The sequence below is a fragment of the Curtobacterium ammoniigenes NBRC 101786 genome (assembly GCF_001571045.1).
GTDB lineage: Bacteria > Actinomycetota > Actinomycetes > Actinomycetales > Microbacteriaceae > Curtobacterium > Curtobacterium ammoniigenes.
Genome location: NZ_BCSV01000003.1, coordinates 133,590 through 160,549, shown reverse-complemented (window position 1 = coordinate 160,549; position 26,960 = coordinate 133,590). Strand labels below are relative to the sequence as shown.

The window sequence follows — 26,960 nt, the reverse complement described above, 5'->3', positions numbered from 1 at the left end:
TGCCCTCCCCACCAACTGATTGGACGTCCGCTGTGCTTGCCGTGCACGATCTCGAGATCCGCGTGGGCGCCCGCATGCTCATGGAGGGTGTCACCTTCCGCGTCGACAAGGGGGACAAGATCGGACTCGTCGGCCGGAACGGAGCCGGCAAGACGACGATGACGAAAGCGCTGGCCGGCGAGACGCAGCCCACGGGCGGGACGATCACCCGGACCGGTGAGATCGGCTACCTTCCGCAGGATCCCCGTTCCGGAAATCCAGACGACACGGCCCGGAAGCGCATACTCGACGCCCGCGGGCTCGGTGAGATCGTCGAAGGCATCCGGCAGGCCTCCCTCGCCATGGCGAGCGAGGACCCGGCAGTCGCCGAGAAGGCGATGAAGCGGTACGCGCGGCTCGACGATCAGTTCAACGCGCTCGGCGGGTACGCGGCGGAAGCCGAAGCCGCGTCGATCGCGTCGAACCTTGCGCTGCCCGATCGCATCCTCGACCAGCAGCTCAAGACGCTCTCCGGCGGCCAGCGGCGTCGAATCGAACTCGCTCGCATCTTGTTCTCCGATGCGGAGACCATGATCCTCGACGAGCCGACCAACCACCTCGACGCCGACTCGATCATCTGGCTCCGCGAGCACCTGAAGACGTATCAGGGCGGTGTCATCGTCATTTCCCACGACGTCGACCTCGTCGACGAAGTGGTGAATCGCGTGTTCTATCTGGATGCGAACCGGCAGGTGATCGACATCTACAACATGGGCTGGCGCAACTATCAGCGCCAGCGCGCCGCGGACGAGGAGCGCCGACGAAAGGAACGCGCGAACGCGGAGAAGAAGGCGGCCGCCTTGCAGCAGCAGGCTGCTCGGTTCGGAGCGAAAGCCACGAAGGCCGCCGCGGCACATCAGATGGTCGCCCGAGCAGAGAAGCTCCTGGCCGGACTTGAGGACGAGCGTCAGGTCGACCGCGTCGCGAAGCTTCGCTTTCCCACGCCCGTCGCGTGCGGACGTACTCCGCTCATGGCCGAGGGGTTGTCGAAGTCCTACGGATCGCTCGAGATCTTCGCCGGCGTCGATCTCGCGATCGACCGCGGATCGCGCGTCGTCATTCTCGGCCTGAACGGCGCCGGAAAGACCACGCTCCTCCGCATTCTCGCGGGGGTGGACACGGCAGACACCGGCGAGATCCAACCCGGGCACGGCCTCCGGATCGGCTACTACGCGCAGGAGCACGAGAACATCGACGTCAACCGGACGGTGATCGAGAACATGGTCTCGGCGTCCCCGGCGCTCACCGAGACCGAAGCGCGACGTGTTCTCGGATCGTTCCTCTTCACCGGCGACGACGGCTACAAGCCTGCAGGCGTCCTGTCCGGCGGCGAGAAGACGCGCCTCTCGCTCGCGATGATCGTCGTGTCCGGCGCGAACGTACTGCTGCTGGACGAACCCACGAACAATCTCGACCCCGCGTCTCGGGAGGAGATCCTCGGCGCGCTGACCGGATACGAGGGTGCCGTTGTCCTGGTCTCACACGATGCCGGCGCCGTGGAAGCGCTCAACCCGGAGCGGGTGCTGCTCCTGCCCGACGGCACGGAAGACCACTGGAACAAGGACTACGCCGAACTCATCGAGCTGGCCTGAGGCAACGCCCACCGCGATCGGATGCCGCAGGGCAGCCGCTCCGGTGAGCGCCTCGCCTCAGTTCCAGCCGAGGATCTCGTCTTCGATCTGGTCGTCGCTCTTCGGTCGAGCGTCACGCTTCCGCTGCCGTTCGAGCGCGCGCTCACGCTCCTCCGGGTCGTCCTGGTTGAGGTTTCGGTACTCCTGCACCATGAGGTACGCCAGGAACCCGAAGCCACCACCCGCGAACATGAACCACTGAATGAAGTAGCTGAGATGGAGTCCGGTGTCTCCGGAAGGCTTGTCCCAGCCGAGCGGCGCGGCCTGCGCGGGTGCTGGGCTCTCGGAGGCGAGTTGACCGTATGCAGCAGTCCAGAGCGGCTGCGAGATGCGCTTCCCGACGTCGGAGAGCGTCACGGATTGGATCTCGTCCGTATGTGCGGGGTCGGTCCGTCCGGCGATGTGCGGCTCGTTCGGGGTGAGCCGCGCCACCACGGTGACAACACCTGACGGTGGGGCCGGAATCGAGTCCGGATAGTCGTGCTTGTTGCCCGTCGGCACCCACCCGCGGTCAACGATGAAGGCGCGGCCGCTCGAGGTGACCAGCGGCACCAGCACCTCGAACCCAGGCTGCCCGTTGTGCACGCGGTTCCGGACCAGCAGTTGCTCGCGAACGTCGTAGCGACCGGTCACCTTCACCTGCAGCCACCGTTGCGACCAGTTAAACGAGTTCTGGTGCGGCAGGGCGGTCGCAAGTGGGACGGGCGTGTGGTCGTAGTTCGCCGCGATCTGCTGGTTCTCGCGGACCGCCTGGTTCCGGCGGTCCCACTGCCACATCCCGAAGAACGCGCACAGGATCGCGAAGCCGACGGCGATCGCGACATAGCCGAGCCACCGGCGGCCGATCACGAACCCCCATCCGATGTAGACGCCATCCGACGGTTCCGGTTCGAGCGCGGGAAGCCCCTCGTCGGCACGCTCCGCGTTCAGCCTGGCGCGGTGCTCCTCGTGTTCCGCGCGGCGCAGCCGCTCGGCATGCCGACGACCGTACCGAAGGCTTGGATCGAACGCACCGCGCTCCTCCACGTGTTCGGTGGAACGACCGGCCCGCTCCCGAGTGTCTGTCATCACACCGCCCGGTCGTCGAGCCGCTCGACGTCTTCGGCGATGCCGGTCACCCGGACCGGGAATGCCCGCGACTGCAGGTAGTCGGCGAGAAAGCCGCGATGATCATCACACGCGACCCAGATCTTGACGCGATCTTCAGCGTGAATGCGAGGGTTCCGCCAGTTCACTCGCCACGAGGCCGGGGCATCGCAGCCTGCCCGGGAGCAGACCGGAACGGTTCCCGGCTCTCCGATCACGTCATACGTCGCACTCACCGACGGTGCCCCCAACTGGACGGCCGGGCGCCCTCGCGCTGCCACGCGGCCTGCTGGTCCTCCGCAGCGCGGCGGCGAGCATCTTGCTCGTCCCGATACGCCTGCTCGCGCTGCTGCTCGGCGGCCTCACGCGCCGCCTCGAATTCTGGATCCTGGCGGACGAGCGCCCCAGCCGGGCGGGAGATGTCACCGGAGGCACGATTGCCGGCGTTCGCGATCACGACTGCGACCCACGGAATCACCGCTGCGAGGACGAGCGGCACCACACTCCACCAGTTGTGCAGCAGCACGGCGATCACGAAGAAGAACACACGGATCGCCATCTGCCACACGTATCGCCGAAACCGCCGGCGGCGATCCTGATCAGGGGATGCCGCCAGTGTGGTGATGGTGTTCGTCGTCGTCTTCATTCCGTCCGCTCTCCGACCTCGTCCTCAAGCCTAAGCCTCGCTACTGACGTTCGGCTCGGCGCGCGAGGGACCGACTGGCCCGAGCTCCGACACAGCACCCCGCTAGGCTCGAGGCACCCCTTGACCCTCCCGATCGGAGCAGTATGACCACGCCTCGAACCGTCCTCGTCACCGGTGGCAACCGCGGAATCGGTCGGGCAGTCGCCGAGCGATTCGTGTCGGAGGGGCATCGCGTTGCGGTGACGAGCCGATCGGGCGCCGGCGGTCCTGAAGGCACCCTCACCGTCGCCGCCGATGTCACCGACGGCGCCAGCGTGGAGCAGGCCTTCGCCGCGGTCGAGGCAGCCCTCGGACCCGTCGAGATCCTCATTGCCAACGCCGGCATCACGAATGACCAACTGCTCCTGCGCATGAGCGAGGACGACTTCACGTCGGTGCTCGACACGAACCTGACTGGAACGTTCCGCGTGGTCAAGCGCGCCATCAAGGGGATGATGCGCGCGAAGTTCGGGCGCATCGTGCTGATGTCGAGCGTCGTCGGGATGTATGGGCAGGTCGGCCAGGTGAATTACTCGTCGTCGAAGGCCGGATTGGTCGGGATGGCGCGGTCGATCACCCGTGAGCTCGGCTCTCGCGGCATCACGGCGAACGTGATCGCGCCAGGGTTCATCGCTACGGACATGACCTCCGGTCTGGCCGAGGATCTTCAGGCTGAGTTCGTGAAGGCGATCCCGGCGGCGCGGTTCGGGTCAGTCGACGACGTCGCCGCGGCCGCCGCCTTCCTTGCGTCCGACAGTGCCGCCTACATCTCAGGTGCGCTGGTACCCGTCGACGGTGGGCTTGGGATGGGGCACTGAGCGCGAGTCCGAGACCACGCCCTGCGTGCACGCGGCCGAACGGCATCCGCAGCAGCGGACGCCGCAGCCCTTCAGCGCGCCAACGTTCCGAGAAGCGCCAGAACGGTCGAAAGGTCCCGCTCGTTCAGTGACACATCCGCGGTCGCTCGCACCACCGGCTTCGCATCGAACGCGATCGACAGCCCTGCGACCGCCATCATCCTGAGGTCGTTCGCGCCATCGCCGATCGCGATCGTCTGTCCGATCGGAACACCCGCGTCCGCCGACCACTCGATGAGCGCATCCGCTTTCGCGCTCGCGTCGACGATCGAGCCGTCAACCTGCCCGGTGAGGACGCTCCCGGCGACCGCGAGCCGATTCGCCCGGCAGTAGTCCAAGTCGAGTGCGTCCGCGATCGGATCAAGCACCTCGTGGAATCCACCCGACACCACGCCGACCGCACCGCCGAGGCCGTGCACCCCACGGATCAGTTCAGACGCTCCAGCAGTGACGCGTACGCGAGCGCGCACGCGGGTCAGGGATTGCGCCGGGAGGCCAGCCAAGGCTCGGACACGCTCCCGCAGGCTCGCCGCGAAGTCGAGTTCCCCGGCCATAGCCCGCGCCGTGATCGCGGCAACCTCGCGTCCGCAGCCCGCCTCGTCGGCGAGCAGCTCGATGACCTCGTCGTCGAGCAGCGTGGAGTCGGCGTCCAGGACGACGAGAAAGCGCGGCACCGCTCAACCGTACTGGGCGTCGTCACTCGGTGACGTCACTGGTCATGCCTCGACGCGGACACCCTTTCCGACCACCGTGATGCCGGAGTCGGTGACGGTGAAGCCGCGGGCGATGTCGGCCTCTCGGTCGACGCCCACACGGGCACCTGCTGCGATCACGACATCCTTGTCGAGAATCGCGCGGTGCACCATCGAGTCCGGGCCGATCGCGGCCCGTTCGAACACGACGGAATCGAGCACCTCCGCGCCCGACTCCAACGTGCACCACGGTCCGATGACGCTGCGCTCAACGCGTGCCCCTGACAGCAGACAGCCGAGTGAGACGATCGAGTCGATCGTGGTCCCCGTGTTGCCGCGCGCGTCGCGTACGAACTTCGCGGGTGGGGAGTTGATCTGCTGATTGAAGATCGGCCAGTCGACGTTGTACAGGTTGAATACCGGGAGCGCAGCAATCAAATCCATATGCGCGTCAAAGAACGAATCGATCGTTCCTACGTCGCGCCAGTAGTACTTATCGCGATCCGTCGAGCCAGGAACCTCGTTCCGCTGCAGGTCGTACACGCCCGCAGCGCCTCGAGACACGAAGTCCGGGACGATATCGCCACCCATGTCGTGATTCGACGTCTCGATCTGTCCGTCGCGCAGGACGGCGTCCACAAGCGCATCAGCGTCGAAGACGTAGTTTCCCATCGACGCGAGGACCTCTCGGGGGGAGTCGGGGAGGCCGGTCGCGTTTTTCGGCTTCTCGAGAAACGCCTCGATCGACGTCGGATCGTCGTCCGCGACCTTGATGACGCCGAACTGGTCGGCGAGTCCGATGGGTTGGCGAATGGCAGCAACAGTGGCGCTCTTTCCGGAGGCGATGTGCGCCTCCACCATCTGCGCGAAGTCCATCCGATAAACGTGGTCAGCACCGACCACGACGACGATGTCGGGGTGTTCATCCCGAAGCAGATTCAGCGACTGCAGGATTGCATCGGCCGACCCCGCGAACCACCGCTTGCCCAGTCGTTGCTGGGCGGGAACGGATGCGACGTACGAACCGAGCAGGCCCTCCATGCGCCACGTCTCCGCGACATGCCGGTCCAGGCTGTGGGACTTGTACTGGGTCAGGACGACGATTCGGTTGAGTCCGGAGTTCACGAGATTCGACAGCGCGAAGTCGACGAGTCGGAAGTTGCCACCGAATGGCACCGCTGGCTTCGCACGGTCGGCGGTCAGCGGCATCAGCCGCTTCCCTTCACCGCCAGCAAGGACGATGCCGAATATCTTCTTCGATGCCATGAGGCCAACAGTAGGCGTGAATCCGCGCCAGCCGTTACGTTGGGCCTGTGCGAGTCGACCTGCTGACAAAAGAATTTCCGCCCGAGATCTACGGGGGCGCAGGCGTTCACGTGGCCGAGCTGACAACAGCGCTTCGCGCCGATACGGACACCGACGTCCGGGTGCGCGCGTTCGGAGCCGAGCGCGATGCCGACAATGTTTCGTCGTACCGGGCGCCCGCCGGAATGGACCACGCCAACCCCGCCGTCGCAACGCTGGCAACCGACCTGCAGATGGTTCCGGATATCGACGGCGCCGACCTCGTGCACTCGCACACCTGGTACGCGAACGCCGCCGGGCGCGTCGCGCAACTGACGTACGGCCTCCCGCATGTCGTCACGGCGCATAGTCTCGAGCCACTCCGGCCTTGGAAGGCCGAACAACTCGGCGGCGGCTACCGCCTTTCGAGCTGGATCGAATCGGAGGCGTTCACCCACGCAGACGGCGTCATCGCGGTCTCCGAGGCCATGCGTCGCGACATCGCGCGCGCCTACCCGTCCATCGATGAGGATCGGCTCCACGTGGTCTACAACGGCATCGACCTCGACGATTGGCGCCGCATCGACGACGCGGATGCAGTTCGCGCTCTGGGGATCGACCCCGAGCGGCCGACCGTCGTGTTCGTGGGCAGGATCACGCGGCAGAAGGGACTGCCCTATCTCCTTCGCGCCGTCGCTGACCTGCCCGCAGACGTGCAGGTCGTGCTCTGCGCTGGGGCACCGGACACGCCCGAGATCTTGCAGGAGGTGACCTCGCTCGTCGACGATCTTCGCGAGCACCGCAACGGGGTGGTCTGGATCGATCGCATGCTCTCGCACGATGAGATCGTCCGTGTCGTGTCTGCCGCGACTGTGTTCGTCTGCCCGAGCGTGTACGAGCCGCTCGGCATCGTCAACCTTGAGGCGATGGCGTGCGGCGTGCCCGTCGTCGGCACCGGAACCGGCGGAATCCCGGAGGTCGTCGCCGACGGCCTCACCGGACGGATTGTGCCGATCGACCAGGCCACGGACGGTACGGGAACACCCACGGATCCGGACCGGTTCGTGCGCGACCTGGCGGGCGTCCTCCGCGAGGTCGTCGAGGATCCGGGATTGGCGGCTCTGATGGGTCGTGCCGGCCGCATGCGGGTCGAGTCCGAGTTCACCTGGAGCCGCATCGCGGTTCAGACGCGCGCTGTCTACGACGCGGTGCTCGCCGGACAGTGACGAGACGCTGACGGCGGGAACGGAGCGCAGCGGCACAGTTTCCGCCCGCACCCGCCGTCGTGAGCAGGACGAAGGCCACGGTCGCGTAGGGTGATCGCATGCCCTCGGTTGTGCGCTTGGAAGACGTGTCCGTTGTCCGAAACGGGGCCCTGATCCTCGACGGCGTGCAGTGGTCCGTCGAACCAGATGAACGCTGGGTCGTGCTGGGTCCGAACGGCGCCGGCAAGACCACCCTCCTCGAAGTCGCTGGCACCCAGCTCTTCCCGACCTCGGGAACCGTCACGGTGCTCGACGTTGAAGTCGGCCAGGCCGATCTCAGTGAACTGCGGCCGCGCATCGGGTTCGCGTCGACCGCGCTCGCCCGTCGGATCCCTGTGACGGAGCGCGTCCTCGACGTCGTGCTCACCGCGGCGTACGCGATCACCGGCCGGTGGAACGAGGAGTACGACGACATCGACGAGCGACGTGCCCGCCGTGTGCTCGAGGAGTGGGGCCTCGCGGCGTTCGCGGAACGGCCGTTCGGCGAGTTGAGCGACGGCGAGCAGAAGCGCGTTCAGATCGCACGATCCGTGATGACGGACCCCGAGGTGCTGTTCCTCGACGAGCCGGCTGCATCACTCGACCTCGGAGCCCGCGAGAGCCTCGTACGAACTCTCGGCGGCTATGCGTCGAGCCCGGAGTCGCCCGCGATCGTCGTCGTCACGCACCACGTCGAGGAGATCCCGGTGGGGTTCACACATGCGCTCGTCCTCGCCGGAGGGCGGGTGCACGCCGCCGGCCCGATCGATTCCGTGATCACGGGGGAGACCCTGTCCGCTGCGTTCGGCGTTCCGCTCGATGTCTCCGCGTCGGGCGGCCGATACACGGCACGAGCTGCGGTCGACGGCTCCGCTGCCGAATCGAATGCGGGCAGCAGCGCCGCCGAGCGAGCCTGATCGAGACCCAGCGTCGACCTGCGCGAACGGGGTCGACTCTGGTACCGTAGACGGTCGGCGTACGCCGTCAGACTTGCGCGCGCGAGCACGCGCGGTTCACGCGATCCAGTCCACCGAAGTTCTAGAGGAATCACCATGAAGACCGACATTCACCCCGAGTACAAGCCGATCGTGTTCCGCGACCTCGCTTCGGGAGAGACGTTCCTCACCCGTTCCACGGCGACGAGCGACAAGACCATCGAACTCGACGGCGTCGAGTACCCCGTCATCGACGTCGAGATCTCGTCGGCGTCGCACCCGTTCTACACGGGCAAGCAGCGCATCCTGGACTCGGCCGGCCGCGTCGAGAAGTTCAACCAGCGCTTCAAGGGCTTCGGCGGCGCGAAGTAACACCGCCTCAAGCGATCGAACGAGGAGGGCGTCCCCGAATGGGGCGCCCTCCTCGTCTGTCCAGGGCGCGTCGGTCGACCGGTGGCATGGTTGGACCAGCGACCTGGCTGGACCAGCGGCGCGGCCAGCCAGCGCCGGTCAGCCAGCGCCGCGGTCAGCCAGCGCCCTGCTCACCGGCGGCGACCCGGTCACGGACCGCCCGCACTGGTCGGCCGACCGCGAGACAGGAGTCAGTCGTTGCGATGCGGCCAGCGGCCGTCCGCGCTGAACGTCGGGTTCCTCGTGCGCCGCATGTAGTTCTGGAACGACGATGCCTGCTCGGCGCACCAGCCGACCTGTTTCCGATGCAGCTCGTCGGCAGTGACGCCGAGCTCGTCCGGGAACCGCTGCGCGATCGCCTGCGCGAGTCGGCCAGCGGCGATCGCATCGGCCGCGGCGTCATGTGCGTCGGTCAACGCGACGCCATACAGCCCCGCGCACGCCTCGAGGGTTCGCTTGCCCTTGCGATACGTGTCCAAAGCCTTATCGATGACGAGCGGATCGACCACGTTGCCGATGACCGGCGACGCGAGTCCGTGTCGGCGCGCCTCTCGGTCAAGGACCGTCAGGTCGTACGGCGCGTTGTAGATCACGAGCGGCAAGCCGCGCGCGAACACGGCCTCGATCGCGGCGATGATCTCGACCACGACCTCCCCGGAGGGGCGCCCTTCGGCGCGAGCGCGCTCGGTACTGATTCCGTGCACCGCAGTCGCGGCGGGCGGGATCTCAATACCTGGATCGGCGAGCCACGCGCCGTCCACGATGCTGGTCCCGCGCATGTCGATCAGGCCGACGTGCGCGGTGACGATCCGCGCCGATTCGACGTCGATGCCGGTCGTCTCGAGGTCGAACACTCCCAGCGCGTGCCACCACGGGCGGTCGACGGCCGAGTCGGCCAACGGGGGCCCGGCGAGCACGGTGTCAGTCACGCTGCAACGGTAGCGGTGCCCGACGACACTGCCGGTGCTCCGCGCCGACGTCCCTCAGGAGCGGCCGACGGTCACGCCCGGCAGCATGGCACAGTCCACGTGTCGGTCGTCACGCTTCAGTCGTTCCGTCGTCGACCGACATGCAGCCAGTAGAACGCTTGCGTTCCGAGTGTCAGGGTGAGCGTGCCGTCGTCCGCAACCGATGGGAACGATCCGCCTCCGAACAGGTCGTAGAGCGGCCTCCCCGCGAACTCTGGGAGGGTGATCGTCGCGGTGGTCGGATTGTGCGCGAACGAGAACACGCACAGCACGTCCTCGGCGGAGTCCCCGAACTGCGTCCCGGAGCCCGCGTACGAGCGGACGAAGGCGAGGACGCTCTCGTTGTCGGTGGACTGCACTGCGAGCGACCCGAGTCCGAACACCGGGTGGGCCTTCCGCACGTGGATCACGTTGCGGACCCAATGCAGCAACGATCGCGACTGGGCGAGTTGCGCCTCCACATTGACCTGCGCGTAGTTGTAGACGAGCGACTGCACGACCGGCAGGTACAGCTTGCCGGGGTCGGCGGTCGAGAAGCCGGCGTTGCGGTCCGGCGTCCACTGCATCGGCGTTCGGGACGAGTCGCGGTCCGGCAGCCAGATGTTGTCGCCCATTCCGATCTCGTCGCCGTAGTACAGGAACGGGGAACCGGGGAGCGAGAAGAGCAGCGCGTGGACGAGCTCGAGCTCCGCCCGCGAGTTGTCGAGGAGCGGTGCGAGCCGACGGCGAATGCCGATGTTCGACCGCATGCGCGGGTCGTAGGCGTACCAGCCGTACATGGCCTGCCGGTACTCCTCGCTCACCATCTCGAGCGTGAGTTCGTCGTGGTTCCGGAGGAAGACGCCCCACGCTGCCGAAGCAGGCACCTCGGTCGTCTCGGACAGGATGCGCTCGAGCTCCTTCGCGTGTTGGGCGCGGAGCGAGTAGTAGATTCGCGGCATCACCGGGAAGTCGAACGCCATGTGGCACTCGGGCTCGTCCTCCGTCCCGAAGAACGCGGCGGTCTCACGCGGCCACTGATTCGCCTCAGCGATGAGGACTCGGCCGGGGTACTCCTCGTCGACCATCGCGCGCAGCCGCTTGACGAACTCATGCGTCTCGGGCTCGCCCTCGCCGTTGCCTTCCTCGGTCTCGTAGAGGTACGGAATCGCATCGAGCCGCAGGCCATCGACACCCATGTCGAGCCAGTGCCGAACAATGTCGAACACGGCGTCGTGCACGGCCGGGTTGTCGAAATTCAGGTCAGGCTGGTGCGAGAAGAACCGGTGGAAGAAGAACTGGCGCCGCACCGGGTCGAACGTCCAGTTCGAGTCCTCAGTGTCGACGAAGATGATCCGGATGTTGGGGTAGCCCTCATCCGTGTCACGCCACACGTAGAAGTCGCCGTACGGGCCATCCGGGTCTTCCCGAGACTGCTGGAACCACTCATGGGCATCCGAGGTGTGATTGATGACGAGATCGATCACGATCCGCATGTTCCGCTCGTGCGCCTTCGTCACAAGGTCGCGGAACTCTTCGAGCGTGCCGAACTCCGGCAGCACGGCGCGGTAGTCCGAGACGTCGTAGCCGCCGTCGCGCAGTGGCGACTGGAAGAACGGCGGCAGCCAGATCGCGTCCACGCCGAGCCACTGGAGATAGTCGAGCCGACTGATCAGCCCGGACAGATCGCCGGTTCCATCGCCATTGGAATCGGCGAAGGAGCGGATCATGCACTCGTAGAACACCGAGCGCTTGTACCAGAGCGGGTCGAGCGTGAGACCGGGGAGCTGGATCGGTGCGGTGAACGTCACGTTCTCCACCGTATGCGCGCCGTGCTGCTGGTGCCCGCATCGACCGTAGACTCGCTCGCGATGCACCCCCCGATCGTCTCGCCGCATGCCTCGCAGCTCGCCCGCACGCCCGTCGTGCATCGCGCCGCCACGGTGGATGACCGCACCACCCACTACTGGGAGTACGGCGATCCGGATGCGACGCTCCGCGTGCTCGCGGTGCACGGATTCCGCGGCGATCACCACGGGCTCGCCGCCGTCGCGGCATACCTGCCGACCATGCGGGTGATCGTGCCCGACCTGCCCGGCTTCGGCCTGTCCGATCCGCTCCCGGACAGCGACATGGACGCGTACGTCGGCTGGCTCCGCGCATTCGCGGACGCGCTCGGCCTCGGCCGGGACACGATCGTCCTCGGGCACTCATTCGGGAGCATCGTGTGCGCCGCCGCGGTGGCCGACGGGCTCGACACGCGCCTCCTGGTGCTCGTGAATCCAATCGCCGCACCCGCCCTGCAGGGGCCGCGCGCGATCGGAACGCGGATCGCCGTCGGCTACTACCGTGCGGGAGCCGCCTTGCCGGAACCACTCGGCGGCGGCATCCTGCGGAACCGCGGGATCGTCCGCGCCATGAGCATCGCGATGCTGAAGTCGAAGGATCCCGCGATGCGACGCTGGGTTCACGACCAGCACGATCGGTTCTTCTCCGCGTTCGCGAACCGGCGCGTCGTCCTGGAGGCGTTCCGCGCCTCCGCCACCCATGACGTCTCCGAATACGCGGACCGGATCCCTGTGCCCACCTTGCTCGTCGCGGCCGAGCGCGACGACATCACCGCGATTCCCGAGCAGGAGGCGCTGGCGGCGCGAATCCCCGGCTCACGTCTCGTCGTGATCCCCGACGTCGGACACCTCGTCCACTATGAGACGCCGAAAGCGGCGGCGGATGCCGTCATGGACGCGGTTGCGACGCTCGCCGACCCGCCAACGGAGCGCGATGGGGCGGAGCGGTGACGCGCCTCCGAATCGGGATCGACTGCCGGTACGTCCGGGTGGGCCGGCACGATGGGATCAGCCGATTCACCGCCGGCATCGCGGCGCATCTGCCCGACCGGCACGACTATCACCTCCTGATCTCTCACGAGCGTCAGCTGGAGTCGCTCCCGGCGCTGCCATGGAGTCGGATTCCCGCGCCGACCGACCCGGGGGAGCCGTTCGTCGCACGGCGGGTGAATCGACTCGGTCTCGACGCGGTCTTCTCGCCCATGCAGACCATGGGGTCGTGGGGTCGGCGCTACGCACTCGTGCTGACCCTCCACGACCTGATCTACTACCGCAACCGCACGCCGCCGCCGGAGTTCGCGCTGCCGATCCGACTGGGCTGGCGCGCCTTCCATCTGGCGTGGTGGCCGCAGCGCATGCTCCTCAACGGCGCTGACGGCGTGGTCACGGTGTCGGACACGACCGCCGCGCTCATCGACGAGCACCGACTGACCACGCGGCCGGTGACGGTCGCCCCGAACGCGGTGGATCCGCTGCCCCTCCGCGATCCGACGCTGCCCCGGCGCCGGTCACTCGTGTACATGGGCTCCTTCATGCCGTACAAGAACGTCGACGTGCTCGCCGCTGCGATGCCGCTGCTCGGCGCGGACTGGACGCTGCACTGCATGTCCCGAGTCAGCGACGCCGTGCGAGAGCGACTCGTGCAGCGCGCGGGCTCGACGGCGATCGTGTTCCACGACGGCGCCTCAGACGAGGAGTACTTCGACACGCTGCGTTCGGCGACGGCCCTCGTCACGGCTTCGTTGGACGAGGGCTTCGGCATTCCGCTCGTCGAGGCGATGCGCGTCGGCACCCCCGTCGTCGTGAGCGACATCCCGATCTTCCGCGAAATCGGCGGAGACGCAGCGACCTACTTCGACCCGCACGCTCCCGCATCGTTCGCTGCAGCCGTCCGCGATCTGGAGGCCCGGTGGGCGGACGCAGCGTCGGCGTCGGTCGCGCAGGCGGACCGATTCGACTGGGCCGACTCGGCCGAGCGCGTCGCGGCTGCGGTGGAACGCGCCGTCGAGGACCGCGCCGCTGGCTAGAGTGGCGGAGTGACGACACTCCTGTACCTCGTTCGCCACGGCGAGACCGACTGGAACAAGCAGCGACGCATCCAGGGGTCGACGGACATCCCGCTGAACGACGTCGGGCGCGATCAGGCCCGCGCAGCCGGCTCACTGCTTCGTCGCCGTCAGTTCGATGCGGTGATCGCATCGCCGTTGGTTCGGGCGCTCGAGACCGGCAGCATCATCGCCGGCATGCTCGGCCTCGACGCCCCGGGCACGGAGGCCGGCCTGGCCGAGCGTTCATACGGCGCAGCAGAAGGGCTGACCGGCGAGGAGATCGAGGCGCAGTTCCCGGACGGCGATGTCCCGGGTCGCGAGTCGCGCCGCGCGCTCCTCGACCGCGTGACGGAGACGCTCGGCGAGATCGCGATCCGCTATGACGGCGGCCGGATCATCGTCGCCACACATGGCGCTGTCATCCGCTCGGTCGTGAACGCCGCCGCCCCGGGCGTGGCCGACTCGCTGACCACTCCGATTCGCAACGGGTCGATCCACTCATTCCGCTGGGAGCCGGACTCGTTCCGCGCTGAATTGGTCCGATTCGACGACCCGATCGACGTCGAGTCGGAGGCACCAGGCCGCTACGAGTTCGCCTACCAGAATCCGCTGGAGTGCAGAGCGGGGGACTGACCGTTCGTCCGAGCGCCAGCGGTCGGACGTGCCGATCGGACTCCATCCGATCGGACGGACTCCGAGGCTCGGGACGGCAGCGACTAGCGGAGACGCGCTGCGAGCTCCCGGAGCGTCTCCGTCGTCCCGGCCTCGATCACGACGGCCGCGCGGCGGTCACTGCGCGTCGCCCCGCGGTTGACGATCACGACCGGGCGCTTCCGACGTGCAGCGTGGTCGACGAGCCGGACTCCCGAGTTCACGACGAGCGACGAGCCGACCACGAGGAGCGCCTCGGCCTCGGCGACGATCGCCACGGATTCGGCGAATTTCTCGGTCGGCACGAATTCGCCGAAGAACACGACGTCGGGCTTCAGCATGCCACCGCACACCGAGCATGCGGGGACGTGGAATCGTTCGGCACCGATCACCTCGACATCGCCGTCGGGCTGCAGTTGCACGGCACCAGGAGCGTCGATCCACGCGTTCTCGCGGTCAAGGGTGGCTGCCAGATCGGCGCGCGAGAACACCTGCCCGCAGCGGAGGCACACCACGCGGTCCATCGATCCGTGAATCTCCACGACACGGCGCGACCCCGCGCGGAGGTGGAGGCCGTCGACGTTCTGCGTGACGATGCCGCTCACGACGCCGGCTCGCTCCAACTCGGCGAGCGCCCGGTGCCCGTCGTTCGGCTGCGCGGCCGCGAACGCGCGCCAGCCGAGGTGCGACCCAGCCCAGTAGCGTCGCCGCTTCGCCTCGTCCGAGCGGAACTCGTCGAATGTCATGGGCTTGCGAACCGCGCGGCCCGCTCCGCGGTAGTCGGGGATGCCGGAGTCCGTCGACACGCCGGCGCCGGAGAGCACCGCGAATCGCTTGCCGGCGAGCACGTCGACGGCGCGGTCGATTCCGTCCGCGAGTGACAGCCGGACGGGGCCGACCGCGGCGAGCTCGTCCTGTCGATCCGCTGATGCCATCGGGTTCACGGTACCCTCAACTGCCGTCGCTGCAGAACTGGAGGGCCTTCGTGGAGACCGTGCGCATCGACTCGCTTGCCGATCCACGACTCGACGACTACGCACGGCTCACCGATGTCGCGCTGCGGAGCGCGACCGAACCCGACCGCGGGCTCTACATCGCTGAGTCGAACACCGTGATCGAACGAGCACTCGAGGCCGGGCATCGCCCCCGCTCGGTGCTCGTGCAGGAGAAATGGCTCGATCGTGTGCTGCCGCTCGTCGCTGCCTTCGACGGCCCGGTGTTCGTCGGCGACGACCTGCTCCTGGAGGCGCTCACGGGCTTCCGCATGCACCGCGGCGCCCTGGCTGCGATGCACCGGCCGGCATTGCCCGACGTCGGGACGGTGGTTCGCGACGCACGGCTCGTCGTGGTGCTCGAGGACATCGTCGACCACACCAACGTCGGAGCGGTGTTCCGGAGTGTGGCCGGGCTGGGCGCCGACGCTGTCCTCGTCTCGCCCCGCTGCGCGGACCCGCTCTATCGACGGAGCGTGCGCGTGAGCATGGGGACGGTGCTGCAGGTGCCGTGGACGCGGATTGGGCCCTGGCCACTGGCTGCAGCCGAGTTGCGCGCTGCCGGGTTCCGTCTCGCAGCGATGGCCCTGTCGGACGCATCGGTGCCGCTCGACGCCTTCGTCGCGGACGTTCCTGATCGGCTCGCGCTCATCATGGGCACCGAGGGCGCGGGGCTCAGCCGGGAGGCTGTGGCCACCGCCGACACGGTCGTCCGGATCCCGATGCGGCACGGCGTCGATTCCCTCAACGTCGCGGCGGCGAGTGCGGTGGCCATGTGGGCCGCAGTGTCCGCACAGCAGGACGCCCGGCGGCGTGCGGGAGCGAGCGCGTGAGCGCGAGGCGGCGCGACCGCGGCGAGCACGACCGACGTCCGCGGTATGCGCTCCGCCGCACGATCGTCGGTGGCGCCGCGGGCGTGATGCTGATCGTCGTCGCGTACCTCGTGGCGGCGGCGATCGCACCGATCGCACCCGTCCGCGGCGTTACGACCACGTACGCCGCTCCCGATCCGGCAGCCACCGCGCTCCAGTTCCCGGACTACGGTGCGACCGCGGTTGCTGCGGAGGGGTTCCCCGACAGCCTCCGAACTGCCGGCGACACCGCCCCGCGGTCCATCGCGAGCATCTCGAAGATCGTCACTGCGCTGGTCGTCCTCGATCGGCACCCGCTCACCGTGAATGATCCCGGTCCGACGATCACGTTCACCCCCGCGATGTCGGCGCTGTATGCGACCTACCTTGCGCAGGACGGCGAGGTTGCTCCGATGCCGGTCGGTCTCCAGCTCACCGAGCGGCAGGCGTTCGACGTGATGCTGATGAAATCAGCCAATAATTACGCCGGCGCGCTGGCACTCTGGACGTTCGGTTCGATGACGGCGTATGCCCAGGCAGCGAGTGCGTTCCTCCAGGCACACGGGCTGACCCATACGACGATCCATGAGCCGACCGGCCTCAATCCGGCCAATCAATCGACGGCCACCGACCTCGTCCAGCTGGGCGAGCTCGCGTTGACGAACCCAGTCGTGAAGACGATCGTCAGCACCAAGACGGCCGACATCCCCACCGTCGGGACCGTGACGAACTCGAACAAACTCCTCGGGATCGATGGGGTGGACGGCATCAAGACGGGCACGCTCGGGCAGGCGGGAGCGTGCCTCCTGTTCGCGTCGACGACCGTGCACGACGGCCGACCGGTCACCGTGGTCGGCGCGATGCTCGGCGGCACCGACCACACCGCGCTCGACGCGGACGTGCAACGTCTGCTCCACAGCGTGACCGACAACTTCAGGACGATCACCCTCGCGAAGAAGGGGCAGCCGTTCGGCTCCTACCGAACCGCGTGGCAGGGCACGGTTCCCGCCGTCGCCGCACGGACGGAACGTGTCCTCGTCTGGGGGCGGACGGACGTGCACGCAGCGACCCGCCTGGCCTCCATCCGATCGGGCGCTCCCGGAACGACGGTCGGCACCGTTCGGTTCGCTGTCTCCGGGCAAGCGGACACGCAGGTCCCACTCATCCTCGGTCAGCGCGTCTCGCCGCCCGCGCTCTGGTGGCGCTGGAGCAACCCGTTCGCCGCGGCCTGATCCGTCAGGGCGTGTTCGACCGATGCTCGATTACCGTGTCGAGCTGCGGTCGCTTCGGCGCGATGCCATCTCCGGAGGACGTGTGCCGGATGCGCCGGACGACCCAGGGCACGAAGTACTCGCGCGCCCATCCGAGGTCCTCGGCACGCGCCTCCCGCCATGGCCGCGCCTCCAGCGGCTCGGGGTTCCACGGTTCGAGGCCGTGCTCGACGCCGAGGGCGTCGAGGACCGCTGCCGCGATCGTGGCGTGACCGGTCGGAGAGTGGTGGAGCCGGTCGGGTGCCCACATCCGCGGATCCCGAAGCACGCGGAGCGCCCACATGTCCGCGACCAGTGCGCCGTGCTTCAGGGCGATCGCATGGAGATGCTCGTTGTAGATCGCAGCCTTGCCGCGAACGAGCGCAAGGACGGGGGTCATGCCCACGTCCGGCCCGGTGAAGAGCACGACGGTGGCACCATCTCGCCGGAGCGTGCCGATGAGGCCGTCGAAGCGCTCCGCGACCTCGTCCGGGTCGGTGCCGGGGCGGATGATGTCATTCCCGCCCGCCGAGACGGTGATCAGGTCGGGGTGAAGTGCAAGCGCACGCTCGGCCTGCTCGTCGATGATCTGCTGGAGCAGCCGCCCCCGGACGGCGAGGTTCGCGTAGGCGAAGTCGTGCGTCTGATTCGCGAGAACCTCGGCGACCCGGTCGGCCCAGCCGCGAAACCCACCGGGCACCGTCGGGTCCGGATCACCGATCCCCTCGGTGAACGAGTCACCGATTGCGACGTATCTGGACCACGGATGACGACCTTCCACGCCTCCGAAAATTAGTCTTCTGTCATGGACCCCGCAAAACCCGTCCTCAGCGACGAGCTCCTCGGCCGGATCGCGGCCCGCGCCCCCGGCTACGACGCCGACAACCGCTTCTGCGAGGAGGATCTCGACGAGCTGCGCGCTGCCGGCTATCTCCGACTCGGCGTTCCGGTCAGTTCGGGAGGCGCGGGGCTGGGCCTCCGAGCGATGGCGCGTGTACAGCGGACCCTCGCGATGGCCGCTCCGGCGACGGGGCTCGCGCTCGGTATGCACCAGGTGTGGGTGCAGGCGGCGCGCGCCGTGACAGCGAGGGGCGAGTCGTTCCTCCAGTGCGTCCTCGACTGGGCGGCGGACGACCGACTGCTCGCGTTCGGTGTGAGCGAGCCAGGGAACGACCGCGTGCTGTTCGACTCCGCGACGGTGGCCGAACCGGACGGGTCGGGCGGATACCGGTTCACGGGCACGAAGGTGTTCACGTCCGCGTCCGTCGCGTGGGACGTCCTCAGCGTCTTCGGGAAGGACACGACGGGGGCCGACCCGCAGCTCGTGCACGGGTTCGCGGTCCGATCGGATGCCGGGCATTCGATGGCCGACGACTGGAACACGCTCGGCATGCGGGCGACGCAGAGCCGCACCACGCGACTCGACGGCCTGCACGTGCCCGCAGACCGGATGGTGCGGAGCCTGCCTGTCGGCCCGACCGCGGATCCGCTGATCTTCGGCATCTTCGCCGCCTTTGAGCTGCTCATCGCCGCGGTCTATGTGGGTATCGCGGACCGCGCGGTCGACCTGGCGGTCGAGCAGGTCGGGCACCGGACGGCGTTCGACGGCTCGCCGCGGGCGCTCGACCCGGACATTCGGCGGGGGCTTGCGGACATGCGGAGCACCGCTGACGCGGTTGCGCTCCAGGTCGACGCGCTTGCGCGCGATGTCGACGAGCTCGTCGATCACGGAGGGCGGTGGTTCCCGCTTCTCGTCGGAACGAAGGCCCGGACCGTCGACGCGGCGGCACGCGTCGTTGACGAAGCACTCCGCGTGGTCGGGGGCGGATCCTTCAGCGCGACCAACGAGCTGAGCCGCCTCGCTCGCGATGTGCGCGCGGGACAGTTCCACCCGTCGTCGCGGGATTCGGCGGCGCGAACGATCGCGACGAGCCTCCTCGGTCCGCTTCCGGCATGATCGGTCGCGATTCGGGATCTCCCGACGGCTATCTCGTCGCCGCGGAACCGCGGGCGCGGGATCGGTCGCGGATCGCGCACCTGTGGGACCGCGTCCTCATGGCCGACATCGGACTCACGCGCACGCTGCTCGCGCTGCGGGTCGCGGTCTGTATGTCCGCGGGCATGCTCGTGGGGTGGGCGATCGCCTCAGCGCTCGGACTGCCGCCGATCGTCGGACTCCTTGTGGGCGCCGAACCCGCCTTCGTCACGTGTCAACTCATCGCGGACGACACCGCGAGACGCATCGCGCTCCGCACGGCCGTCGCCGTCGTCCCATTCGTCGTCGCCCTGTCCGTGAGCATGGCGCTGCACGACGTCCGGGTGGTGGAGCTCATCGTGATCGTCGTCCTGCTCTTCGCGCAGTTCGCGCTCCGGGGGTGGGTGCCGTGGGGGCAGGACGCCAGCATGGTGCTCTTCATGGGATACCTGTGCGGCCTGCTGCTGCCGATCCCGACGACCGGGTTGCCCGTGCTCTCTGCGATCGCCGCCGGGTCCCTCGCGGTCACCATCCTGCTGCGGAGTCTGCTGTTCCGGCCATCGCCGTACCGTGCGCTTCGACGGACCCGGCGCGCGCTCGTGGGATGGTCGGTCGCCGTGCTCACTGCGGCCGTGACCGTGCTCGGTGCCGAAGACCCGCGGGCGCTCCGGCGCGCGCGACGGCGCCTGCGCCGTCGCCTCGACCGTCTGCAGGAGGTCGCACTCACCGCGGACGGATTGCTCGCCGACCCGATGAGCACGGATCCGGGCGACACGGCGGGCGCGTTGCACCGCCTCCTGTTCGATACGCATCAGGCGGTGGACGGCCTGGGCCGCAGCGCGGACGCATTGGTCCGTACCGGCGCCGCGGCGGACGTGCGGAGCGCCGTGCGGCGGGCGTACGCGGTCGTCCTCGCGGGCGGGAACGTCCGCGGCGACGATGCGGCACGACTCCTGATCACGCGCTTCGACGTGACTCCATCGGGCCAGGACGGCGGTGCGCTCCTGCGCCACACCGTGCATCGGATCGCGCTGCAGCTCGGCGACCTCGCCACCGTCGGTGCGGCGTGGCGGGCGTTCCGGGAGACCGTCCCTCGTTCCGGCGGGACCGTGCCGTTCAGTTCTGCCGTCGAGCTCTTCAACGGTCGCCCCAAGGGAGCACCGCCGGTCCTCGAGGACGTCCTCGCCGGCGGGGGACTGGCCGGTCCGTGGCGCCGCGTGCCCCGCGTCTCCGCGCCCTTCCGCGCGGGAATCCAGGCGGCGCTCGCGGTGGCGATCACCGAACCGATCGCGCTGGCGGTCGGTGGCAGTCGCTATTACTGGGGTGTCGTCGGCGTGATGGTGATCATCATCGGCACCAATACGACGCACGAGCGCGTGCGGAAGGCGGTGCAGCGGGTGGTCGGAAACCTCCTCGGCGGCATCGCGGGGATCGGACTGGTGGCCCTCCTGGGGACCGCCCATCCGGCGCTGTCGCTCGCCATCGTGGTGGTTGCGCTCGCGATCGGCACCTACGGATTCGGCGGCGTCTACGCGCTCTGGGCCGGCGCGCTCGTGGTCGTCCTCTGCCAGGTCTACGCGTTCTCGGGCACGTTCTCCGACGCGCTGATCCCGCTTCGGATCGCTGAAAACCTCCTCGGCGCCGCCGCGGCGGTGCTGGTGACGACGCTCGTGCTCCCGGTCACCACGAACACGCTCATCCGGAGCGCGGTGCGCCGCCAGCTCGGCGCGCTCCGTGCGTTCGTGCTGGCGGTCGGCGGCGCGGAACGAGCCCCGCAGGTGGGTGACGCGGCCGATCGACCCGACCCGGACCTCCTGACCCGTTCGCTCGCGATCGATGCGGCGACGTATCAGCTCGACGCGGTGCTGAAGCCGGTCGTCCGAGTGCCGACCGGTGGTCGAGCGAAGCGCGACGGGATCACCCGGACGACGTTGGAATCGGTGGCCGCCATCGCACGAGAGCTCGCCGGTCGCGCCCGCGGCGGCCTCGCCGATGTCCCGCCCGCCGCGCGAGACCGGCTCGCGGAAGCGGTCGGCGTCTTGGCATCCTCCATCGATGCGTTGTCCGGGGTCATCGGCGGCCGGCACCCGGATCCCGGTACCGACGACGGGCAGCGATGGGTGCGCGCGAGCGGCCTCCTCGACGATGCGGAACGCGCGCTCGGACCGGACGGCGGACACGAGCCGTTCACGGCGCGGCTGCACCTCCTCGCGCGGATCGACGACGCCCTTGCCGTGCTTGCGGACGCGTACGGCATGGCGGTCGCCGGAGCGTCGTCTGCGGCGGACGCGCCGACTGCGCGCGCTCGACGGTCGGCGCGCCTCCTGGCCGGGAGGCTCGGGGCGCGTCCGGGGGAGCGGCTCGCCACCCAGCCGGTGCGGGTCCAGCGCGGCGCGCGCAACGACGGGGGGTCGGGCCGGAGATGAGGGGATGCGGCGGCGTCGGGGCGTGCGCTGTCGGCGCGCTGCGCGGTGTCGGCGCGCTGTGCGGTGTCGGTGGGGCTGCGCGGTGTCGGTGCGCAACGCGCTGTCGGTGGATGCTGGGATCATCGCCGAGTGAGTAAGCAGGATGGCAGCACGCGGCTCGTCACCGCGGCACCGACGGACGACGTCAGCGCGACGATCCTGCACGTGGACATGGACGCGTTCTTCGCCTCCGTCGAACTGCTCGACCGGCCTGATCTCGTGGGCCGGCCGGTGATCGTCGGGCACGACTCCGACCGTTCGGTGGTCACCGCCGCCACGTACGAGGCACGTCGCTTCGGCGTCAACTCGGCGATGCCGATGTCCGTCGCCCGTCGCCGCTGCCCGCAGGCGGTGATCGTCGAGCCGCACTTCGAGAAGTACACGGAGCAGTCGCGCCGGGTCATGGCCGTGTTCGAGGAGTTCACGCCCAGGGTGGAGCGGCTCGGCATCGATGAGGCCTTCCTCGATGTCGCCGGCGCGCTCCGTCTCTCCGGAACCCCGTACCGTATCGGGCACGCGATCCGCGCCGCCGTGCTGGGAGCGACAGGCCTCCGGTGCTCGGTGGGCGCCGCGTCGACGAAGTTCGTCGCGAAACTTGCGTCGAGCCGAGCGAAGCCAGATGGACTCCTCGTCGTTCCGGCCGCCGACACCATCGCGTTCCTTCACCCACAGCCGGTGTCGGCGCTCTGGGGCGTCGGGGCCCGCACTGCCGAGGTGCTCGAGCGACGCGGGATCCGGACGATCGGAGATCTCGCCCGGACGCCGGAATCGGCCCTTCGTCCCGCGATCGGGCAGGCGGGCGCCACTCGTCTCCTTGCTCTCGCGTGGGGGCGCGATCCGCGCGAGGTCGAAGCGCGCGCTCCGGAGAAATCCATCGGCAACGAGTCGACCTTCGGCACCGATCTCCTCACACGCGACGACGTCGCACGGGAGCTCCTTCGCCTTTCGGGCAAGGTCGCCGCCCGTATGCGAGCGGCGTCTGTGCAGGCGCGGACGATTGCGCTGAAGATCCGCTTCGCGGACTTCACCACGATCACCCGGTCACGCACGCTCTCGGAGCCGACGGATGTTGCGCGCAGGCTCTACCGCGAATCGCTCGAACTCTTCGACGCGCTCCGGGAACCGGGTCAGCGCATTCGCCTCGTCGGTGTGCGTGGCGAGAACCTCGTGCCATCGTCAGCGAGTGACGCGCTGTGGGACGACGACGAGCCGTGGCGCGACACCGAGACCACCGTCGATGCCGTCACTGCACGGTTCGGATCCGGCGCGCTGCGGCCCGCCTCATTGGTTCGATCCACTCCAGCCCCCGAGCATGCGCCGCATGCGCGACAGGACGGCCAGTGACGGATCCGCACCGCGTGCGGTCTGCGGTTCCGCCGGGGAGGGCGCCGGTAGACTCCCGTGCAGTGAGCGCACCGGACGGAATCGACGAACCCGCGACCGACGGCACACCCGCGGCGGCCGGCAACGCGGCCGCCGAGCACCTCTCGCCCGCGTTCCCCGATCGGGCAGCATGGGGCACGGCGTCGAAGCTCCGCGCATGGCAGGTCGAAGCGCTCACGCGCTATTTCGAGCGCGAACCACGTGACTTCCTCGCGGCAGCGACGCCCGGCGCCGGGAAGACGACGTTCGCGCTCCGACTCGCCACGGAACTGCTCGCCCGCGGCACCGTCGAACGCGTGGTCGTCGTCGCACCGACCGAGCACCTGAAACGTCAGTGGGCCGACGCGGCCGACCGGGTGGGCATCCGACTCGATCCGACGTTCCGAAACGCCGATGGCATGTTCGGGGCGCACTACCAGGGCATCGCCATCACCTACGCGCAGGTCGGCATGAATCCCGACGTGCACCGCCGCATCACCGCTGCCGCGCACACCCTGGTGATCCTCGACGAGGTGCACCACGGCGGTGACGCCCTCACCTGGGGTGACGGGATCCGCGAAGCGTTCGGCGCTGCGACCCGCCGGCTCTCCCTGTCCGGTACGCCGTTCCGAAGCGACACGAATGCCATTCCGTTCGTGCAGTACGCGCCGGACGAGGAGGGTATCCGCACCTCCGTCGCCGACTACTCGTACGGGTACGGCCGAGCGCTCCAGGACGGCGTCGTCCGACCGGTCCTGTTCATGGCCTACGCGGGACAGATGCGCTGGAAGACCCGCATGGGCGACGAGATGAGCGCGACGCTCGGCGAGCCGGTGACGAAGGACATCACCGCGCAAGCGCTTCGCACCGCGCTCTCCCCAGACGGTGAGTGGATGCCGGCGGTGCTCTCCGCCGCCGACAAACGGCTCACGGAGGTCCGCCGAGGCGTTCCCGACGCCGGTGGCCTCGTCATTGCCACCGACACCACCGCAGCGCGCGCCTACGCGCGAATGCTGCAACGGATCACGGGGGAGCGGCCGACCGTGGTCCTGTCCGACGAGCCGGCATCCTCCGGTCGGATCGCCGCGTACGCCGCCGACACCTCCAGGTGGATGGTCGCCGTCCGGATGGTCTCCGAAGGGGTGGACGTCCCCCGGCTCTGCGTCGGCGTCTACGCGACCAGCGCGAGCACGCCCCTGTTCTTCGCACAGGCCATCGGACGCTTCGTCCGCGCTCGACGACGCGGCGAAACGGCATCGGTGTTCCTCCCCAGCGTCCCCGGACTCATGACCCTCGCCGCCAGTCTCGAACTCGAGCGCGACCACGCACTCGACCGGCCGAAGAACGCCGACGACGGGATGTTCTCACCCGAGGATGCCCTCGTCGACGCCGCCAACCGCGAGGAGCGCGCCTCCGAGAGCCTGCTCGAGCTCAGCCCCTTTCAGGCGCTCGACTCGCAAGCGTCGTTCGACCGGGTGCTCTACGACGGTGGCGAGTTCGGCTCCGGCGGCGAGATCGGGTCGCTCGAGGAGCTCGACTTCATCGGCATACCGGGTCTCCTCGAACCGGACCAGGTCCGCGACCTGCTCCGAGCGCGGCAGGCGAAACAGGCGCGCCGCTCCGCAAAAGACGGACAGCCACGATCCGCCACCACCGACGAGAGTCGTCCGCTCTATCTCACCCTGAAGGAACAGCGCAGCGAGCTCCATCGGCTGGTCTCCATCTGGTCGAGGCACTCCAACGAGCCGCACAGCGCGATCCACGCCGAGCTCAGACGGATCAGCGGTGGTCCCGCAGTCGCGCAGGCGAGCACGGAGCAGATCCAGCGTCGGATCGACGTCCTCCGGTCCCGGATCGGCGGCCGACGATGATCGACCCGGTCGACGACCGCACCTGGTTCGTCAAACGCTCTGTCGATGACCGGCCGGAGGCAATCATCGACCGGTTCGGGGGCGGCTACCGGCTCCGACGGTTCTCGCTGATCGAGTCGCACCGAACCGCGCACGGCGTCTATACCGGTCCGGAACTCGCCGAGACGGCGTGGTGGCGCCTCCAGGAGCACCGTCGTGCGGGGCGGAAGCATCCCGATACCGTCGAGCCCGGCGCGGAGGCGTGACTCGCGCCCCAGGTTCCGGGTAGACCTGATGCATGGCTGACTCGATCCCTCACGTCCTCGTCCTCGGCGGCGGTTCCGCCGGCTACACCACGGTCCAGCACCTGCAGAAGCGCGCAGCGACGGTGCCGATGCGGATCACTCTCGTCGACCAGAACACGTACTTCACCTACCTGCCCTTCCTCCCGGAGGTCGCGGGTGGTCACATCGCCCCGATCGATGTCACGGTTGAACTCCGGAAGGCGATGCGCAAGACGCGCGTCATCCAAGGTCGCGTGACAGGAGTCTCTGCGGCCGATAAGACGGTCTCGGTCTCGACGGCCGGGGGCGATGATCGAACGCTGAGCTATGACCAGCTCGTCGTCGCGCTCGGCTCCGTGACCCGGGTCTTCCCGACCCCCGGACTCGCCGAGCAGGCCGTCGGGTTCAAGAGCGTCGAAGAAGCTGCATACGTTCGGTCGAAGCTCCTCGACAACATCGCGAAGGCTGCTGCGACGCGCGACGAGGACGAGCGCCGCCGCCTGCTGACGAGCATATTCATCGGCGGCGGCTACACCGGCGTGGAGGCGATCGGCGAGCTGTTCGACGTCTCGCATGCAGCGATCGCCTCGTATCCGTCGCTCGCCGGGGAGCAGCCCCGATGGATTCTCATCGACGCGCTCGACCGCGTGGCGCCGGAGGTCGGGCCGGAGCTGTCCAAGTGGACGCTCGAGTCGCTCCGTGCTCGCGGCATCGACGTGCGGCTGAAGACCACGATGCCGAGCTGCGAGGGCGGCGTCGTCAAGCTCTCCGATGGTGACGAGTTCGCCGCCGGACTCATCGTTTGGACCGCTGGTGTGAAGCCGAACCCGCTCCTCGACGCCACTGATCTTCCGCGGGGACCGAAGGGCCACCTCGCCTGCAACGCGAAGCTGCAGGTCGAGAACGAAGAGACGCACGAAGTCGTCCCGGGCGTGTGGGGCCTCGGCGATGTCGCGCAGGTGCCGGACCTGACGGCGGAGAAGCAGCCCGCGTACTACCCGCCGAATGCGCAGAACGCTGTCCGGCAGGCCGTCGTCGCTGCCGAGAACGTCGTGGCGACGATCACCGGCGCCCCGATCGTGGAATACCGCCATGAGTCGATCGGGACGGTCGCCTCCTACGGGATCGGGAAGGGCGCCGCCAACATCAAGGGCGTCAAGATGACGAACCTCCCGGCGTGGATGACCCATCGCCTGTACCACGTGTATGCGATGCCGACCCTGAACCGAAAGATCCGAATTGCGGTCGGGTGGGTGACCGGCGCGCTCGCCGGACGCGGAACCACGTCCATGATCAAGGAATCCGACCCGCGGCGCGCATTCGTCGACGCGGCGAAGAGCTGATCGTCCGCAGACAGTAACTCGGTTGCCGCCGTCCCACGGGGCGGCGGCAACCGGGTCCGCGCGGCTCTTGGGCCGCGCCGCTCCGGGCTGGTGGGAGCCGGTCCGGGGCGGTGCAGACCGGGCGGTCTGATGGCGGTGCGGCCGGTCCGGACCGGTCTGATGCGGTGCCGGCGGGCGGTCCGGACCGGTCTGATGGCGGTGCGGGCGGCCGGTCCGGGTCATACAACGCAA

At 68.7% G+C, this 26,960-nt stretch carries 25 protein-coding genes; 16 read left to right on the top strand and 9 right to left on the bottom strand.

The genetic code is table 11. The features are described 5' to 3' along the window. The first annotated feature begins 32 nt into the window (after nt 1-32). A complete protein-coding gene (locus CAM01S_RS07790; RefSeq protein ID WP_066519112.1) occupies nt 33-1,631 on the top strand; it encodes an ABC-F family ATP-binding cassette domain-containing protein in 1,599 nt (532 codons plus the stop codon). A gap of 57 nt (nt 1,632-1,688) precedes the next feature. Here CAM01S_RS07790 and CAM01S_RS07785 read toward each other — a convergent pair whose 3' ends face one another. From CAM01S_RS07785 to CAM01S_RS07775, 3 genes are read right to left on the bottom strand one after another with little or no spacing between them, the layout of a single operon-like run. Continuing rightward, nucleotides 1,689-2,738 (bottom strand): SURF1 family cytochrome oxidase biogenesis protein, encoded by a 1,050-nt coding sequence (locus tag CAM01S_RS07785; RefSeq protein ID WP_083527861.1) that lies wholly within the window; start codon nt 2,736-2,738, stop codon nt 1,689-1,691. Next, nucleotides 2,738-2,992, bottom strand: a complete 255-nt coding sequence (locus CAM01S_RS07780; RefSeq protein ID WP_066519109.1) for a hypothetical protein — start codon at nt 2,990-2,992, stop codon at nt 2,738-2,740. Before CAM01S_RS07780 ends, CAM01S_RS07785 begins: the two co-directional genes overlap by 1 nt. Beyond that, on the bottom strand, nt 2,989-3,402 hold the full coding sequence (locus CAM01S_RS07775) for a DUF3099 domain-containing protein (protein WP_066519103.1): 414 nt from the start codon (nt 3,400-3,402) through the stop codon (nt 2,989-2,991). The genes CAM01S_RS07780 and CAM01S_RS07775 overlap by 4 nt, the downstream gene beginning before the upstream one ends. A 143-nt stretch (nt 3,403-3,545) precedes the next feature. Between CAM01S_RS07775 and fabG the strand changes: the two genes are divergently transcribed. Further along, nucleotides 3,546-4,259 (top strand): 3-oxoacyl-ACP reductase FabG, encoded by a 714-nt coding sequence (gene fabG / locus CAM01S_RS07770; RefSeq protein ID WP_066519095.1) that lies wholly within the window; start codon nt 3,546-3,548, stop codon nt 4,257-4,259. A gap of 71 nt (nt 4,260-4,330) precedes the next feature. Here fabG and serB read toward each other — a convergent pair whose 3' ends face one another. After that, nucleotides 4,331-4,972: a phosphoserine phosphatase SerB gene (gene serB / locus CAM01S_RS07765; protein WP_066519090.1), complete on the bottom strand. Its 642-nt coding sequence runs from the start codon at nt 4,970-4,972 to the stop codon at nt 4,331-4,333. Between the two features lie 42 nt (nt 4,973-5,014). Then, the gene (locus CAM01S_RS07760; protein ID WP_066519088.1) at nt 5,015-6,256 is read right to left on the bottom strand and encodes a glucose-1-phosphate adenylyltransferase; all 1,242 of its coding nucleotides are present in this window, start codon (nt 6,254-6,256) and stop codon (nt 5,015-5,017) included. A 47-nt stretch (nt 6,257-6,303) separates the two neighbouring features. Between CAM01S_RS07760 and glgA the strand changes: the two genes are divergently transcribed. The 3 genes from glgA (at nt 6,304) to CAM01S_RS07745 (ending at nt 8,825) form a co-directional block, all read left to right on the top strand. Then, entirely contained in the window at nt 6,304-7,500 is a 1,197-nt protein-coding gene (gene glgA / locus CAM01S_RS07755; RefSeq protein WP_066519086.1) for a glycogen synthase, read from the top strand. A gap of 98 nt (nt 7,501-7,598) precedes the next feature. Continuing rightward, nucleotides 7,599-8,435, top strand: coding sequence for an ABC transporter ATP-binding protein (locus tag CAM01S_RS07750; RefSeq protein ID WP_066519081.1), 837 nt, complete (start codon nt 7,599-7,601; stop codon nt 8,433-8,435). A 135-nt stretch (nt 8,436-8,570) separates the two neighbouring features. Further along, nucleotides 8,571-8,825, top strand: a complete 255-nt coding sequence (locus tag CAM01S_RS07745) for a type B 50S ribosomal protein L31 (RefSeq protein WP_066519077.1) — start codon at nt 8,571-8,573, stop codon at nt 8,823-8,825. A 230-nt stretch (nt 8,826-9,055) separates the two neighbouring features. Here the strand turns inward: CAM01S_RS07745 and CAM01S_RS07740 are convergent, their stop codons facing one another. Together CAM01S_RS07740 and treS are read right to left on the bottom strand one after the other, a co-directional pair. Further along, nucleotides 9,056-9,793, bottom strand: coding sequence for an exonuclease domain-containing protein (locus tag CAM01S_RS07740; protein WP_083527860.1), 738 nt, complete (start codon nt 9,791-9,793; stop codon nt 9,056-9,058). Nucleotides 9,794-9,909: 116 nt separating this feature from the next. Next, nucleotides 9,910-11,622: a maltose alpha-D-glucosyltransferase gene (gene treS, locus CAM01S_RS07735; RefSeq protein ID WP_066519923.1), complete on the bottom strand. Its 1,713-nt coding sequence runs from the start codon at nt 11,620-11,622 to the stop codon at nt 9,910-9,912. 60 nt (nt 11,623-11,682) lie between these two features. Between treS and CAM01S_RS07730 the strand changes: the two genes are divergently transcribed. From CAM01S_RS07730 to CAM01S_RS07720, 3 genes are read left to right on the top strand one after another with little or no spacing between them, the layout of a single operon-like run. Further along, nucleotides 11,683-12,609, top strand: a complete 927-nt coding sequence (locus tag CAM01S_RS07730) for an alpha/beta fold hydrolase (RefSeq protein ID WP_066519921.1) — start codon at nt 11,683-11,685, stop codon at nt 12,607-12,609. Next, complete coding sequence (locus tag CAM01S_RS07725; RefSeq protein ID WP_066519072.1) at nt 12,606-13,685, top strand: glycosyltransferase family 4 protein; 1,080 nt, start codon at nt 12,606-12,608, stop codon at nt 13,683-13,685. Before CAM01S_RS07730 ends, CAM01S_RS07725 begins: the two co-directional genes overlap by 4 nt. 9 nt (nt 13,686-13,694) lie before the next feature. Next, on the top strand, nt 13,695-14,339 hold the full coding sequence (locus CAM01S_RS07720) for a histidine phosphatase family protein (RefSeq protein ID WP_066519067.1): 645 nt from the start codon (nt 13,695-13,697) through the stop codon (nt 14,337-14,339). Nucleotides 14,340-14,422: 83 nt separating this feature from the next. Here the strand turns inward: CAM01S_RS07720 and CAM01S_RS07715 are convergent, their stop codons facing one another. After that, on the bottom strand, nt 14,423-15,292 hold the full coding sequence (locus CAM01S_RS07715) for a Sir2 family NAD-dependent protein deacetylase (RefSeq protein WP_066519062.1): 870 nt from the start codon (nt 15,290-15,292) through the stop codon (nt 14,423-14,425). Between the two features lie 50 nt (nt 15,293-15,342). Here CAM01S_RS07715 and CAM01S_RS07710 point away from each other — a divergent pair, with 50 nt between their 5' ends. Then, nucleotides 15,343-16,182, top strand: a complete 840-nt coding sequence (locus CAM01S_RS07710; protein WP_066519919.1) for a TrmH family RNA methyltransferase — start codon at nt 15,343-15,345, stop codon at nt 16,180-16,182. Then, nucleotides 16,179-17,432, top strand: a complete 1,254-nt coding sequence (locus CAM01S_RS07705) for a D-alanyl-D-alanine carboxypeptidase family protein (RefSeq protein ID WP_157071476.1) — start codon at nt 16,179-16,181, stop codon at nt 17,430-17,432. The genes CAM01S_RS07710 and CAM01S_RS07705 overlap by 4 nt, the downstream gene beginning before the upstream one ends. A 4-nt stretch (nt 17,433-17,436) precedes the next feature. On the opposite strand, the gene CAM01S_RS07700 is transcribed toward CAM01S_RS07705, so the two are convergent. Continuing rightward, entirely contained in the window at nt 17,437-18,231 is a 795-nt protein-coding gene (locus CAM01S_RS07700; RefSeq protein WP_066519057.1) for an SGNH/GDSL hydrolase family protein, read from the bottom strand. Nucleotides 18,232-18,255: 24 nt separating this feature from the next. Here CAM01S_RS07700 and CAM01S_RS07695 point away from each other — a divergent pair, with 24 nt between their 5' ends. The 6 genes from CAM01S_RS07695 to CAM01S_RS07670 all read left to right on the top strand — a co-directional run bounded on the left by CAM01S_RS07695 (nt 18,256) and on the right by CAM01S_RS07670 (nt 26,729). After that, nucleotides 18,256-19,407: an acyl-CoA dehydrogenase family protein gene (locus CAM01S_RS07695; RefSeq protein ID WP_066519055.1), complete on the top strand. Its 1,152-nt coding sequence runs from the start codon at nt 18,256-18,258 to the stop codon at nt 19,405-19,407. Continuing rightward, nucleotides 19,404-21,851 carry an FUSC family protein gene (locus CAM01S_RS07690; protein WP_066519053.1) on the top strand — a complete coding sequence of 816 codons (2,448 nt, stop codon included), beginning with the start codon at nt 19,404-19,406 and terminating at the stop codon, nt 21,849-21,851. Before CAM01S_RS07695 ends, CAM01S_RS07690 begins: the two co-directional genes overlap by 4 nt. Nucleotides 21,852-21,980: 129 nt before the next feature. After that, nucleotides 21,981-23,234, top strand: a complete 1,254-nt coding sequence (gene dinB, locus CAM01S_RS07685) for a DNA polymerase IV (protein ID WP_066519051.1) — start codon at nt 21,981-21,983, stop codon at nt 23,232-23,234. Between the two features lie 62 nt (nt 23,235-23,296). Further along, the gene (locus CAM01S_RS07680) at nt 23,297-25,123 is read left to right on the top strand and encodes a DEAD/DEAH box helicase (protein ID WP_245631578.1); all 1,827 of its coding nucleotides are present in this window, start codon (nt 23,297-23,299) and stop codon (nt 25,121-25,123) included. Then, nucleotides 25,120-25,368: a hypothetical protein gene (locus CAM01S_RS07675; protein WP_066519048.1), complete on the top strand. Its 249-nt coding sequence runs from the start codon at nt 25,120-25,122 to the stop codon at nt 25,366-25,368. Before CAM01S_RS07680 ends, CAM01S_RS07675 begins: the two co-directional genes overlap by 4 nt. Nucleotides 25,369-25,400: 32 nt before the next feature. Next, nucleotides 25,401-26,729: an NAD(P)/FAD-dependent oxidoreductase gene (locus CAM01S_RS07670; RefSeq protein WP_066519045.1), complete on the top strand. Its 1,329-nt coding sequence runs from the start codon at nt 25,401-25,403 to the stop codon at nt 26,727-26,729. Nucleotides 26,730-26,960 lie beyond the last annotated feature (231 nt).

Bases quoted from the DNA above. Each gene is read 5' to 3' on its own strand.
- CAM01S_RS07785 (WP_083527861.1), bottom strand. From the start codon at position 2,738: ATGACAGACACTCGGGAGCGGGCCGGTCGTTCCACCGAACACGTGGAG.
- CAM01S_RS07775 (WP_066519103.1), bottom strand. From the start codon at position 3,402: ATGAAGACGACGACGAACACCATCACCACACTGGCGGCATCCCCTGAT.
- fabG (WP_066519095.1), top strand. From the start codon at position 3,546: ATGACCACGCCTCGAACCGTCCTCGTCACCGGTGGCAACCGCGGAATC.
- CAM01S_RS07760 (WP_066519088.1), bottom strand. From the start codon at position 6,256: ATGGCATCGAAGAAGATATTCGGCATCGTCCTTGCTGGCGGTGAAGGG.
- CAM01S_RS07750 (WP_066519081.1), top strand. From the start codon at position 7,599: ATGCCCTCGGTTGTGCGCTTGGAAGACGTGTCCGTTGTCCGAAACGGG.
- CAM01S_RS07745 (WP_066519077.1), top strand. From the start codon at position 8,571: ATGAAGACCGACATTCACCCCGAGTACAAGCCGATCGTGTTCCGCGAC.
- CAM01S_RS07730 (WP_066519921.1), top strand. From the start codon at position 11,683: ATGCACCCCCCGATCGTCTCGCCGCATGCCTCGCAGCTCGCCCGCACG.
- CAM01S_RS07715 (WP_066519062.1), bottom strand. From the start codon at position 15,292: ATGGCATCAGCGGATCGACAGGACGAGCTCGCCGCGGTCGGCCCCGTC.
- CAM01S_RS07695 (WP_066519055.1), top strand. From the start codon at position 18,256: ATGGACCCCGCAAAACCCGTCCTCAGCGACGAGCTCCTCGGCCGGATC.
- CAM01S_RS07690 (WP_066519053.1), top strand. From the start codon at position 19,404: ATGATCGGTCGCGATTCGGGATCTCCCGACGGCTATCTCGTCGCCGCG.
- CAM01S_RS07675 (WP_066519048.1), top strand. From the start codon at position 25,120: ATGATCGACCCGGTCGACGACCGCACCTGGTTCGTCAAACGCTCTGTC.
- CAM01S_RS07670 (WP_066519045.1), top strand. From the start codon at position 25,401: ATGGCTGACTCGATCCCTCACGTCCTCGTCCTCGGCGGCGGTTCCGCC.